Source organism: Streptomyces lanatus, from assembly GCF_014655715.1.
GTDB lineage: Bacteria > Actinomycetota > Actinomycetes > Streptomycetales > Streptomycetaceae > Streptomyces > Streptomyces lanatus.
Map to the genome: position 1 here is coordinate 593585 of NZ_BNBM01000003.1, position 13660 is coordinate 607244.

The 13660-nt window shown below is 70.5% G+C and carries 9 protein-coding genes; 5 read left to right on the forward strand and 4 right to left on the reverse strand.

Features of this window, described 5'->3' with window-relative positions; all coding sequences use genetic code 11:
• The first annotated feature begins 188 nt into the window (after positions 1-188).
• The 3 genes from IE325_RS11730 to IE325_RS11740 all read left to right on the forward strand — a co-directional run bounded on the left by IE325_RS11730 (position 189) and on the right by IE325_RS11740 (position 6149).
• A complete protein-coding gene (locus IE325_RS11730) occupies positions 189-1106 on the forward strand; it encodes an FG-GAP repeat domain-containing protein (protein WP_190069727.1) in 918 nt (305 codons plus the stop codon).
• A gap of 70 nt (positions 1107-1176) precedes the next feature.
• Positions 1177-5601 (forward strand): Hint domain-containing protein, encoded by a 4425-nt coding sequence (locus IE325_RS11735; RefSeq protein ID WP_190069728.1) that lies wholly within the window; start codon positions 1177-1179, stop codon positions 5599-5601.
• Complete coding sequence (locus tag IE325_RS11740) at positions 5601-6149, forward strand: hypothetical protein (protein ID WP_190069729.1); 549 nt, start codon at positions 5601-5603, stop codon at positions 6147-6149. The genes IE325_RS11735 and IE325_RS11740 overlap by 1 nt, the downstream gene beginning before the upstream one ends.
• Before the next feature lie 75 nt (positions 6150-6224).
• Here IE325_RS11740 and pyk read toward each other — a convergent pair whose 3' ends face one another.
• The 3 genes from pyk to pta form a co-directional block, all read right to left on the reverse strand.
• Positions 6225-7655, reverse strand: coding sequence for a pyruvate kinase (gene pyk, locus IE325_RS11745; protein ID WP_190069730.1), 1431 nt, complete (start codon positions 7653-7655; stop codon positions 6225-6227).
• An 82-nt stretch (positions 7656-7737) separates the two neighbouring features.
• Positions 7738-8940, reverse strand: coding sequence for an acetate kinase (locus IE325_RS11750; protein ID WP_190069731.1), 1203 nt, complete (start codon positions 8938-8940; stop codon positions 7738-7740).
• Positions 8937-11027, reverse strand: a complete 2091-nt coding sequence (gene pta / locus IE325_RS11755) for a phosphate acetyltransferase (RefSeq protein ID WP_190069732.1) — start codon at positions 11025-11027, stop codon at positions 8937-8939. The genes IE325_RS11750 and pta overlap by 4 nt, the downstream gene beginning before the upstream one ends.
• Positions 11028-11230: 203 nt before the next feature.
• Between pta and IE325_RS11760 the strand changes: the two genes are divergently transcribed.
• On the forward strand, positions 11231-12256 hold the full coding sequence (locus tag IE325_RS11760) for an ATP-dependent 6-phosphofructokinase (RefSeq protein ID WP_190069733.1): 1026 nt from the start codon (positions 11231-11233) through the stop codon (positions 12254-12256).
• 36 nt (positions 12257-12292) lie between these two features.
• Here the strand turns inward: IE325_RS11760 and IE325_RS11765 are convergent, their stop codons facing one another.
• Complete coding sequence (locus tag IE325_RS11765; protein WP_373315141.1) at positions 12293-13039, reverse strand: XRE family transcriptional regulator; 747 nt, start codon at positions 13037-13039, stop codon at positions 12293-12295.
• Positions 13040-13216: 177 nt separating this feature from the next.
• Between IE325_RS11765 and IE325_RS11770 the strand changes: the two genes are divergently transcribed.
• Positions 13217-13654 (forward strand): PPOX class F420-dependent oxidoreductase, encoded by a 438-nt coding sequence (locus IE325_RS11770; RefSeq protein WP_190069735.1) that lies wholly within the window; start codon positions 13217-13219, stop codon positions 13652-13654.
• Positions 13655-13660: the final 6 nt, after the last annotated feature.

The window sequence follows — 13660 nt, forward strand, 5'->3', positions numbered from 1 at the left end:
CCCACGACTCGTTCACGGCGTACCGAAAAGCTCTTTACATAATTCACACAGGCCCCATACGGTGGCGTTGCCGTGAGCATGACCAGCCACGGCGCGGGGGTTGCACCGGGGAAGCATGGCGAGGGCGTGAGCCATCGGCGTGTGCGTGCGCATCCCCGCCGACCTCATCGAGGGGGACCTCGCACTCCATGTTCACTCTCGTCAGACGCCCGCTGCGCCGAGCGGCGGCGGTCACCTCCGCGCTCGCGGTGGCCGTCGTACTCGCCATGACGACGGCGAAGGACACACCGACCTCGCCCTCCGCGGACAACTCCGACCGGGCGCCCCTGCTCCAGCAGGCGGCCGCCGACGGCACCGGCCTCTTCCCGCTGCTCGCGCGGGACAAGAACGGCCGCCTCTTCGACTACGAGCCCAAGGGCACCGGCGGATTCGCCGCCAAGTTCGACCTGGGCGGCGGCTACTCCGGCGCCACCGCCCTCGCCCAGGCCGACATCTCCCGCGGCCAGACCGGCACCGACCTGTACGCCGTCATCGACGGCACGCTCTACTACACCGCCGAGCGGGCCGGCGACACCAAGGTCCTCGGCACCGGCTGGGACCAGTACAACCTGCTCGTCTCCGTGGGCGACATGGGCGGCAGCGCCCACCCCGACCTGCTCGCCCGCGGCGAGGACGGCACGCTCTGGCTGTACCAGGGCAAGGCCGACGGCACCCTGTCCGCGCGGGTCCGCGCCGGTGCGTCCGGCTGGAACGGCATGAACGAACTCGCCGGCCGCGGGGACTACACCGGCGACGGGAAGGCCGACCTCGTCGCCCGCTCCACCGCCGGTGTGCTCTACGTCTACCCGGGCACCGGCAATGCCACGGCCGACGCCGTCCTCGGCACCCGCGTGACGGTCACCGCGCCCACCGGAACGGCGTGGAAGGACTACGGCACCCTCGTCTCGGCCGGCGACAACGACGGCGACGGCAAGCCCGACCTGCTCGGCGTGGACAGCGCGGGCGCACTGTGGCTATTCAAGGGCACGGGCAAGGCCTCGGCGCCCTTCGCCGCCCGCACCCAGATCGGCACCAGTGGCTGGACGGCGTACAACCTGCTCTTCTGAGCCGTCTGTCCGTTCGGTTTCCTCCGATTCCTCAGCAGAGACTTCTCAGCAGAACGGCTGACACTTCCTGATGCGTACACACGCACGTCCGGCCGCCCTCAGCCGCCGGACCATCTTCCGCAGACCGGGTGGCTGGACCCGGTTCCTGACCACCACGGCCCTCGCCACCGCGACCGTGATCGCGATGACGAGCGGTCAACTTCCCGTCCCGGCGCAGCAGCAGGCCGCCGCCACAGCCGACGAACCCACCCTCACCACGCCCTTCGACCTCGCCGGCGCCGCTCGCATCCGTGAGGAGCAGTGCCTGCTCAGCAGCGCTCTGCGCAAGGGCGGTCCTGCGGCCAAGGACGTCGCACGAGCGGGGCTCATCGGCACCGAGGAACAGCTGCACACGGCCGCCGATCCGGAGTACTGGACCGACACCCCGCTCGCCAGGGCGTTCGACAAGGACCGGGCGGCGGCCGACGCCAAGCTGGATGAGCTGTCTGGCCGCCGCAAGGTATGGGAGCAGTCCCTCGCCATTCCCGACCAGACCACACCGCCGGGCTACACGGTCACCGGCTTCGGGTGGGTGGATGACGACGCCAATCCGTTCCACACCATCAAACTGGGCAGTTGGGTCGCCGACCAGTTCTGGAAGCACGAGGACGACCTTTACACCGACCCCCATCCGCTGGCGAGCAAGGAATCCGTCGACGCCGCCACGGCCATCTACAAGGCTCGTTACGACGAGAAGGCCTCCGCTGACTACGAGGACCGCCAGGCGTGGGAGTCCATGCAGTTCATGCATGGCATGTACGCCGACGACGCGCGCCTCTTCCTCCAGTACGGCGGATTCCCCACCAGCGCCCCCGACCCGGACTCCATGGAGTTCCGGATCGACGTCGAGAACCTCAAGGCACGGTTCGCGTCCTGCGCGTACAGCAACCCGCAGGACCCGCACAAGGCGCTCACGACCGAACTCGCCGTGGCGCACACCGAGTGGGAGGACGAGCTCGGCGGGCAGAAGACCCAGCGGGACACCATCGTCCGCGCCGAGGTGCAGGCCAACGCCGACCTGTCCACCGCCTCCCAGGCACTCGGTGAGGCCCTCGCCCAGTCGCTGATCGCGAGCCGGCTCACCGTCTGGCAGGCGTACTGGACCAAGCAGAAACCGGCCGATCACCCCCTCTTCTATCCGACCACGGCCGAGTTCAACCAGGTCAAGAAGTGGATCGCGAACGCCCAGGGCCGGGCCTCGGGCCGCCTCTTCGTCGCTTCCCGTGCCGCGCTGTCCGCCAAGGCGCAGGCGGCGGCGGTCACTAAGGCCCAGACCGAGGCGTACGCCATCGCCGACAAGGCGGGTCTGCCACGCGGCCGCGGCCTGTTGTACGGCCAGCAGGCCGCGCAGGTCACCAAGGCGTCCGCAGCGGCCACCCAGGCGGCGGCGAAGGCCGTGGAGACCGCGTACAACGCGACCCGCGCCTCGGCCGCCGACAGCAAGACGCTCAACTCCCTGGCCAACACCCAGGCACACGCGGCGAAGGCGGAGTTCCGGCGCAAGGCGGCCCAGGAGGCCGAGGCCCAGGCGAAGGCCGCCGCGGAGGGCGCCGCCAAGCAGGCCGAGGAGGCCGCGAAGCACGCGGCCGAGGCCAAGGCGGCGGAGAACAAGGCCGAGGCCGCGGAGAAGACCGCGAAGGACGCGGCGGCCGACGCCGCGGCCAAGCGCAAGAAGGCCGAGGCGGAGCGCGACTACGCCAAGTCGCAGAAGGAACTGGCCGCGGCCGAGCGCAAGAAGGCGCACGACGCCGAGGCCCGGGCCACGTCCGAGCGGTCCGTCGCGGCGGACAAGCTCTCCGAGGCGCAGGCGGCGGGCAGGACCGCGGCGGAGAAGAAGGACGGCGCGCTGGCCCAGGAGCAGCGGGCCAAGAAGGCCAGGGATGGCGCGCTGGCCGCCGAGGAGCGCCGGGACAGCCTGGTGGCGAAGGCAGAGGCGGCCGAAGCACTGCTCGCCGCGGTGGACGGCACCGCGGACGCCATCGAGGCCCGACAGGCGGCGACGAAGGCACGTACCGCGGCCAACGAGGCCACGACGGCGGCCACCGAAGCGCGCAAGGCGGCGAACGAGGCCACCGAGGCGGCCACCGGCGCCCGCGAGGCGGCGACCCGGGCCCAGGGCGCGGCCAAGCGCGCCCAGTCGGCGGCGGACGCGGCCAAGCGTGACGTCGCCATCACCGATGCCGCCGTGACCAAGGCCCACGCGGCCGCCGCCGACGCCATCGCCGCGTCCCAGGCCGCCAAGTGGAACGCCATCGCGGCCAAGGCGGAGGCGGAGACCGCGCAGAAGTCGGCCGCCAAGGCCAAGGGCGACGCCGTCGTGGCGCGCTCCGAGGCCGGCCTCGCGGGGGCCGACGCGATCCGCACCGCGGGCCACGCCTACTCCACCGCGCAGGCCGCCTCGGCCGCCCGTGACTCGGCCGCCCAGGTCGTCAAGCCGGCCAACGACGCCATCGAACTCGGCTCCCCCTACGCGGAGACCGACTCCTCGGCGGGCCTCGCCGTACTGACCGGACAGGCGTCCAAGACGGCCGCCCAGCAGCAGGTCGCCGTGGCCAACGCGAAGGCCGCCGAGGCTGCCAAGGCGGCGGCCGCGGCCAAGGCGCTGGCGGCCAGGGCGGACGCCGACGCGAAGGCGGCAGCCGAAGCCGCCGCCAACGCGGCCGAGTACGCGGCGAACGCCGCCAAGTCCGCGGCCGAGGCCCAGACTTCCTCCGATGCGGCGGCCGCCTCCGCCAAGGCGGCGAAGAAGGCCGAAGCCAACACCGTCACCTACCACGAGAGGGCCGTCGAGGATGCCGAGGCGGCTCAGAAAGCGGCCACCTCGGCCGACGGGTACGCCACTCAGGCCGATTCCGAGGCCGACGAGGCCGAGAAGGACGCTGCGAGCGCCCGCCGTGCCGCCGACGCCGCGGAGACCGACGCTTCCACGGCCCGTTCCGTCGCCGACCAGGCGGAGAGGGACGCCACCACGGCCGAGGCCGCCGCGGCCAACGCCCGCAACCTGGCGGTGGAAGCGGCGCAGGCCGCCATCCGCACGCAGGAGGCGGACTTCGAGGAACGCAAGGAGCAGCAGCGCACCCCTGACGGCGGCGGAACCGGTGTCGACGGGGTCGTGATGAAGCCCAGCGCCGACACGAGGGTCGACGTCAACCCGCTGAGCGACTGCGTGGGCACGGGCAGCGGCAAGGACATCGGCTGCGAGATCGACCTCGAGTTCCACTTCTACGGCGAGATGGACTTCTATCTGGAGACCTGCCCGACGCCCGGCGTCGAGCGCGCCAAGTGCGGCAGCGCCATCAAACGCACCTACCTGAACAGCGCGCCGCTCGACGTCCGTTTCCGTGAGGACGACGTCCACATCGACGGCCTGGAGCTCACCGCCTCGGTCCTGAAGGCCGTGGCCACGGGAGCCGTCGCCGACATCGTCGGCTGCTCGAAGGGCAAGATCAGCAGCTGTCTGTGGTTGGCCGGCAGCATCATCCTGCCGGGGCTGCTGATGAAGGCCGCCGAGGCCGCGTTCGCCGTGCACCTGGCCATGCGTGAGGGCGCCGGCATCGGCCGGGCCATCTGGGGTCTGCGCGGCGCCGGGCTCTCCTCGTCCGCCGCGGCCAACCTCGAACGCCTCGGCCGGCAGGCACTCAACTCCATGTGCTTCCCCGCCGGGACGAAGGTCGCCACCGAGCACGGCACCAAGCCGATCGAACAGATCAGGGCAGGCGACCGGGTCTGGGCGGACGACCCGGAGACCGGCGAACGCCGACTGCGCACGGTCGCCGGGGTGATGCAGCGCACCACCGACGCGCTGGTCTCCGTGGACATGGGCGCGGAGACCGTCCGGGCCACCCCCGAACACCCCTTCTGGGTGAACGGCAAGGGCTGGACGAGCGCCGAGGCACTGCGTGAGGGCGACCGGCTGCGCACCCTGGACGGCCGGGGCGCCCGGGTCGAGTCGGTCCGGAAGGCCGCGGTCCGGACCCAGGTGTTCAACTTCGAGGTCGAAGGCGACCACACTTACTTCGTCGGCCGGACGAAGGTGCTGGTGCACAACGCCTGCCGGATCTGGCCGAACAACATGTCCGTCTCGCTGGCCGACGAACTCGCGGTGGCGGAGCGGCTGGGTGTCCGGCCTGCCAGGCCGGGATCCGCGAACTGGGACAAGTACATCGACATGGACGGCGAAAAGATCAAGTGGGCCGTCCTGGAGGACGGACAGTTGGTGATCATGCCGAAGGTGGTGCAGGGCCAGGAGCTGTCCCATCCCGTGCTGAGCGGCGGTGCCCCCGTCAAGGCCGCCGGTGAGGCCCAGATCGCGGGCAGCAACGGCCAGTACTTCGGGCTGGAGATCAACAGCCACAGCGGTCACTTCTTCAAGCAGGGCGACCCCTTCTGGGCCCCCGGAGGCGGGTCCGAGGCGCTGGGCCGGGAGATGTTCGAGGCGGCCGGGGTGCATTTCTGATGACCGGCCTCTTCGACGAACTGGACCGACTCGACCTCGACGGACACCTCCGTCGCTGGTCGGCGCCCGATCTCGACCGTACCGACGGCTCGGTCCACGCCTGGATCGCCGCCGCCCAGCAGTTCGCCGCCCGGATCCAGCAGGACCCGGGCGGGCTGACCGACGAACAGGTGCGGGCGCTTGCGCAGGCGTGGCCCGCGCTGCTCGCGGCGGCCGAGCGGGCGACCGGACCGCAGGGCAACGAGTGGGTGCTGCGTGACCTGTGGCTCAGGTCCTGGCTGCTGCAGCGGCTCGGCCCGCGTGAGGGCGTGTCCCTGCTCGACCCGGGGCAGGTGCTCGACCGTGCGCTGGACGCCATGCCGATGAGCCCGCAGGAGGCCGCCTCGCTCGCGCCCCGGTGGCGGGAGCTGGACCGGCCGCAGATCCTGTCGCTGCGGATGATCCGGCGACTGCTCGCTCCGGTACGGCCGCTGGCCACGGTCCTTGCCGATCACCCGCGCTGGGCCGAATGCCAGAAGTGGGAGGCGTTGGCCGGCGATCTGCCCTGACCCGTGGGAAACGCTGAGGGCGCCCCCTGCCACAGGGGGCGCCCTCAGTGCCGTACAAGAGGCTTCCAGCGGCGGTCAGTCCCGCCCGCCGCCCCCCAGATGGTGAACGCGAACCATGTTCGTCGTCCCCGGCACCCCGGGCGGCGACCCCGCCGTGATGACCACGATGTCGCCCTCGTCGAACAACCCCAGCTTCACGATCTCCTGGTCCACCAGGTCGACCATCTCATCCGTGCTGTTGACGAACGGGACGACGTGCGGCTCCACGCCCCAGCTGAGGGTCATCTGGTTGCGGGTGGACTCGTCCGTGGTGAAGGCGATGATCTGCTGGGCGGCGCGGTAGCGGCACAGGCGGCGGGCGGTGTCGCCGGACTGGGTGAAGGCGACCAGGCCCTTGCCGCCGAGGAAGTCGGCGATCTCGCAGGCCGCGCGGGCGACGGAGCCGCCCTGGGTGCGGGGCTTCTTGCCGGGGACCAGGGGCTGTAGGCCCTTGGACAGCAGTTCCTGCTCGGCCGCGGTGACGATCTTCGACATCGTCCTGACCGTTTCGATCGGGTAGGCGCCGACCGAGGACTCGGCGGACAGCATCACCGCGTCCGCGCCGTCCAGGATCGCGTTGGCCACGTCGGAGGCCTCGGCGCGGGTCGGGCGGGAGTTGGTGATCATGGACTCCATCATCTGGGTCGCCACGATCACCGGCTTGGCGTTGCGGCGGCACAACTCGATGAGCCGCTTCTGCACCATGGGGACCTTTTCGAGGGGGTACTCGACGGCCAGGTCGCCACGCGCGACCATCACACCGTCGAACGCCATCACGACGTCCTCCATGTTGGCGACCGCCTGCGGCTTCTCCACCTTGGCGATGACCGGGACGCGGCGGCCGACCTCGTCCATGACCTTGTGCACGTCGGCCACGTCGGCCGCGTCCCGCACGAAGGAGAGCGCGACCAGGTCGCAGCCCATGCGGAGGGCGAAGCGGAGGTCCTCGACGTCCTTCTCGCTCAGCGCCGGCACGTTCACCGCCGCGCCCGGCAGGTTGATGCCCTTGTGGTCGGAGACGACACCGCCCTCGATGACGATCGTCTTCACCCGGGGGCCGTCGACCTCGGTGACCTTCAGCTCGACGTTGCCGTCGTTGATGAGGACCTGGTCGCCCTTGGCGACGTCACCCGGCAGGCCCTTGTAGGTGGTCCCGCAGATCTGCTTGTCGCCCGGGACGTCCTCGGTCGTGATGACGAACTCGTCACCGCGCTCCAGCTCCACCGGGCCCTCTGCGAAGGTCTCCAGGCGGATCTTCGGGCCCTGGAGGTCGGCGAGGACGCCGATCGCGCGGCCGGTGGCCTCGGACGCGGCCCGCAGGCGCTCGTACCGCCCCTGGTGGTCCTCGTGCGTGCCATGGCTGAAGTTGAAGCGGGCCACATTCATGCCGGCCTCGATCAGCGAGACAAGCTGTTCGTGGGAGTCGACCGCGGGGCCGAGAGTACAAACGATTTTCGAACGGCGCATGGGACGATCCTATCGGTTTGTTTCGCCGCGGAATATTCCGTCTGGTGGAAGATACAAATGAGCTTGGCTTTGCTCAGCCGTGTTACCCGGCCGTTGCCCACGTCTGTGTCGCGATCTCCAGTTCTTCATCCGTCGGCACCACTGCGACCGCCACCCTCGCGCCGGCGGGCGAGATCAGCCGCGGCCCGTCACCGCGTACGGCATTCAGCTCGGCGTCCACGGCCAGGCCCAGCTGCTCCAGGCCCGCCACGGCCGCCTCCCGCACGGGCGCCGCGTTCTCGCCCACCCCGGCCGTGAACGCGATCGCGTCCACCTTGCCGAGCACGGCGTAATAGGCGCCGATGTACTTCTTCAGTCGGTGAATGTAGATGTCGAAGGCCAATTGGGCGCGCTCGTCACCCTCGTCGATCCGGCGGCGGATCTCCCGCATGTCGTTGTCGCCGCACAGGCCGATCAATCCGCTCTTCTTGTTGAGAAGAGTGTCGATTTCCGCGATGGACATTTCGCCAACCCGCGCCAAATGGAAGATGACGGCGGGGTCCATGTCACCCGATCGCGTGCCCATTACCAGCCCCTCCAAGGGCGTCAGCCCCATGGAGGTGTCCACACACCGGCCGCCCCGCACCGCCGACGCCGACGCGCCGTTGCCGAGGTGCAGCACGATCACATTGACCTCGGAAGGGTCCTTGCCCAGCAGCTCGGCGGTGGCCCGGGAGACGTATGCGTGCGAGGTGCCGTGGAAGCCGTACCGGCGTATCCGGTGGCGGTCCGCCGTCTCCACGTCGATGGCGTAGCGGGCGGCCGACTCCGGCATCGTCGTGTGGAACGCGGTGTCGAAGACGGCGACCTGGGGCAGGTCCGGGCGCAGCGCCTGGGCCGTGCGGATGCCGGTGAGGTTGGCCGGGTTGTGCAGCGGGGCCACCGGGATGAGCCGCTCGATCTCGGCGAGGACCGTGTCGTCGATGACGGTGGGCTCGGTGAAGTGCTTGCCGCCGTGCACCACCCGGTGTCCGATCGCGGCCAGCTCGGGGGAGTCGAGGCCGAGGCCGTCCTTGGCCAGCTCCGCCGCCACGGCCTTCAGCGCGGCGTCGTGGTCGGCGATCGGCTCGGTCCGCTCACGGCTCTCGCCGCCACCCGTCAGCGGGGTGTGCTTGAGCCGGGAGGACTGCTCGCCGATCCGCTCGACCAGCCCGGTCGCCAGCCGGCTGCCGTCCCGCATGTCCAGCAGCTGGTACTTCACCGACGAGGAGCCGGAGTTGAGGACGAGGACACGGGTCGCGGTCACTGCTGGGAAGCCTTCTCACTGGGGGACTGGGCCTGGATGGCGGTGATCGCCACGGTCGTGACGATGTCCTGGACGAGGGCGCCCCGGGACAGGTCGTTGACCGGCTTGCGCAGACCCTGCAGCACCGGTCCGACGGCGATCGCGCCGGCCGAGCGCTGCACGGCCTTGTAGGTGTTGTTACCCGTATTGAGGTCCGGGAAGATCAGAACCGTTGCCTGCCCCGCCACTTCGGATTCCGGCAGCTTGGTCGCGGCCACCGACGGCTCGACCGCGGCGTCGTACTGGATGGGCCCCTCGATCCGCAGATCCGGCCGCCGCGTACGCACCAGCTCGGTCGCCTCGCGCACCTTGTCGACATCGGCGCCCGACCCGGACGTACCCGTCGAGTACGACAGCATCGCGATCCGCGGCTCCACCCCGAACCCCTGGGCCGTGCCCGCCGACTGGATGGCGATGTCGGCCAGTTGCTCGGCGTTCGGGTCGGGGTTGACCGCGCAGTCGCCGTAGACCAGGACCTTGTCGGCGAGGCACATGAAGAAGACGGACGACACGATGTCCGCGCCCGGCCGGGTCTTGATGATCTCGAACGCCGGGCGGATCGTCGCGGCCGTGGAGTGCACGGAACCCGACACCATGCCGTCGGCCAGGCCCTCCTCCACCATCAGCGTCCCGAAGTAGTTGACATCACTCACCACGTCGTACGCCAGCTCCACCGTGACCCCCCGATGGGCGCGCAACTGGGCGTACTTCTCGGCGAACGCGTCGCGCAGCTCGCTGGTCGCCGGGTCGATCAGCTGGGCGGCACCCAGGTCGATCCCGAGATCGGCCGCCTTCTTGCGGATCTGGTCCACCGGGCCGAGCAGGGTCAGGTCGCACACCCCGCGCCGCAGCAGCACCTCGGCGGCGTGCAGCACGCGCGGCTCGGTGCCCTCGGGCAGCACGATGCGGCGCATGTCCGAGCGGGCCGTCTCCAGCAGCTGGTGCTCGAACATCATCGGCGTCACCCGGTCGGTGCTCGGCGCCGAGACCCGCTTCAGCAGCTCACCGGTGTCGACATAGCGCTCGAACAGACCCAGCGCGGTCTCCGCCTTGCGCGGGGTGACCGCGCTCAACTTCCCCTCCAGGGAGAAGAGTTGCTCGGCGGTGGGGAAGCTGTAACCGGGCACCGAGAGCACCGGGGTGCCCGGGGCGAGGCGGCCGGCGAGGGTGAGGATCTCCTTGCCGGGACGCTCGTCCAGGGTGAGCAGCACACCGGCGATCGGAGGGGTGCCGGCGCTGTGCGCGGCCAGCGAACCGACCACCAGGTCGGCGCGGTCGCCCGGGGTGACGACCAGACAGCCCGGGGTCAGGGCGGCCAGGAAGTTCGGCAGCATCGCGCCGCCGAACACGAAGTCCAGCGCGTCACGCGCGAGCCCCGAGTCGTCGCCGAGCAGGACCTTCGCGTCCAGGGACTGGGCGATCTGCGCGACCGTCGGCGCGGCCAGGGCCGGCTCGTCCGGGACGACATAGCAGGGCACCGGCAGCCGTGAGCCGAGCCGCTCGGCGATCTCGTCCCGGTCGGTCCGGGCCACCCGGTTGGTGACCATGGCCAGCACGTCGCAGCCCAGGCTCTCGTACGCCCGGTAGGCGTTGCGCGTCTCGGCGAGCACCGACTCGGCGGCCTGCTTGCGGCCGCCCACGACGGGTATCACGGACGCGCCGAACTCGTTGGCGAGCCGGGCGTTCAGGGACAGCTCGTCCGGGAGCTGGGTGTCGGCGAAGTCGGTGCCGAGGACGAGGACGACGTCGTAGTCACGGGCCACGGCGTGGAACCGGTCGACCAGCGTGGACACCAGCTCGTCGGTGCCTCGCTCGGCCTGGAGGGCGGACGCCTCGTGGTAGTCCATGCCGTAGACCGTCGCCGGGTCCTGGGAGAGGCGATAACGGGAGCGCAGCAGCTCGTACAGGCGGTCGGGGGTGTGATGGACCAGCGGCCGGAACACCCCCACCCGGTCGACCTGCCGGGTCAGAAGCTCCATGACCCCCAGCTCGACGACCTGGCGGCCGTCGCCGCGGTCGATTCCGGTCACGTACACGCTGCGCGTCACGCGTGCTCTCCGTTTCGTCTGTAGGGGTCGTCTGGGTCACATGATCGGTCGAAAAATCGCCCAGTGGGGTGAGCGAAACCCTCTTGACAATACCCTTGGCGGTGGATAAGGCGCCCGTCAGTACGGGAGCAGCACCGCCCTCGCGGACGTGAAACAATCGGATTGGCTCACCGGTATCAACAGCGAGCAGGAGACACAGCACGATGCGTATCGGAGTCCTGACCGCAGGCGGCGACTGCCCCGGCCTGAACGCCGTGATCCGGTCGGTCGTGCACCGGGCCGTCGCCCAGTACGGCGACGAGGTGATCGGCTTCGAGGACGGCTTCGCGGGCCTCCTCGACGGCCACTACCGCAGCCTCGACCTGGAGGCGGTCAGCGGCATCCTGGCCCGCGGCGGCACCATCCTCGGCTCCTCGCGACTGGAGCGCAACCGGCTGCGCGAGGCGTGCGAGAGCGCCCCCGACATCGCCCGTGACTTCGGCATCGACGCCCTGATCCCGATCGGCGGCGAGGGCACCCTGACGGCGGCCCGCATGCTGTCCGACGCCGGTCTGCCGGTGGTCGGCGTCCCCAAGACGATCGACAACGACATCTCCTCGACCGACCGCACCTTCGGCTTCGACACGGCCGTCGGCGTCGCGACGGAGGCCATGGACCGCCTCAAGACCACCGCCGAGTCCCACCAGCGCGTCATGGTCGTCGAGGTCATGGGCCGCCACGCGGGCTGGATCGCCCTGGAGTCCGGCATGGCGGCCGGCGCGCACGGCATCTGCCTCCCGGAGCGCCCCTTCGACCCCGCCGACCTGGTCAAGATGGTCGAGGAGCGCTTCGCGCGCGGCAAGAAGTTCGCGGTGATCTGCGTCGCCGAGGGCGCCCACCCCGCCGACGGCTCCATGGACTACGGCAAGGGCGAGATCGACCAGTTCGGCCACGAGCGCTTCCAGGGCATCGGCACCGCCCTCGCCTTCGAGCTGGAGCGCCGCCTCGGCAAGGAGGCCAAGCCGGTCATTCTCGGCCACGTCCAGCGTGGCGGCACCCCGACCGCGTACGACCGCGTCCTCGCCACCCGCTTCGGCTGGCACGCGGTGGAGGCCGCGCACCAGGGCGAGTTCGGCAGGATGACGGCGCTGCGCGGCACGGACATCGTGATGGTGCCGCTGGCGGAGGCGGTCACCGAGCTGAAGACGGTGCCGAAGGACCGGATGGACGAGGCGGAGTCGGTCTTCTAGACCCAGACCCAGACCCAGACCTGGACCCGGCTCGGCTCAGGCCCCGTTCCCCTGGACCGTCGTCCAGAAGCGCTCCACGATCCGGTCCATGAACTCGCGCCCGGCCGCACCGGCCTCCCCGTTGCCGCCGCCCCAGCTCAGCGTGGCGGTCATCTGCCCCTGGTAGACCTGGTGCAGCTCCTGGAGGCTGACCTCCAGCAGGCGCCGGTCCAGTGGCACCATCCGGCCGATCGGGCGCACATACGCCTGCCAGCGCGTCGTCACGGCACTGCGCAGCAGATCGGCGAGCTTGGTCTCGCGGCCGGTGACGGTGATGAAGTCGGGCAGCGTCAGGGCGAGGGCGTCGGCGAGGGCGGCGGACTGGCGGTCGGTGCCCTGCCAGTCGTCGTTCTCCTCCATACGGAGATAGGCGGGCACGTCATGCCCGACGACACGGGCCACGTCCTCGGGCGCGAGACCCCGGGCGATCCGGTGCTCGCGCAGCGTCCGCGGCCTGCCGAGCAGTTCACCCGGCGAGCACCACAGCACGCCCGCGAGGGCGGTGAGCTCATGGTTGGAGGGGGCGGCGAGCTCGCGCTCCCAGGCGATGACGAGATCCTCGGTGACGTAGGGGAGTCCGTACGAGGAACGCATGCCGTAGGCGACATGCTCGGGCCCCATGTTGAGGCCGGCGCGGAGTCTTCGGGCGGCGGGGGCGTTGAACGGGGGAGTGGGTGGATTGCGGCGGCTGGAGCGGTTGGGGGGCTGGTTCGGTTGAGCCGGGGGTCGGTGCACGGCCCACAACGTAGGCCGCGCGGAGTGGGGTGACTACAGTCTGTTCAGCCAGGATCACGGATTGTAGGAAAGTACGGCTACTGGCGGGTTCGGCGGTGGCTGAAGATCGCCTGTCGGGTCGGTGGGGTGACGGCGAGGATGGCGTTCGGTTGACGCGTTGACGATCTCCGAGGGTGAGGACTCCCGATGAATGGCAAGCTCAATGGGCATATTCGCGAACGACTGCTGGCTCCGAACTTCTGGCACCTCGCGACCGTGGGACCGGACGGCATGCCGCAGGTCTCGCCCATGTGGGCGGACATCGAAGACGAGTACGTCATGGTGAACACGTCGATCGGCCGCGTGAAGGTGGACAACCTGCGGCTCAATCCCAACGTTTCCCTCTCCCACCACGACCCCGAGAACCCGTACGACCGCGCCGAGATCCGCGGTCGGGTGGTCCGGCTGGTGGAGGGCGAGATGGCGGAGCGGGCGATGGACCGGCTCGCGCGGAAGTACATCGGGGAGGAGCGGTATCCGTGGCTGCTGCCCGGGGAGCGGCGGGTGATGATCCTCATCGAGCCGGTGCGGGTGCGGCGGGTCGTGGGGGTGGAGCGGTTCCGGGCGGGGGTGCTGCCCGAGTAGCGGGAC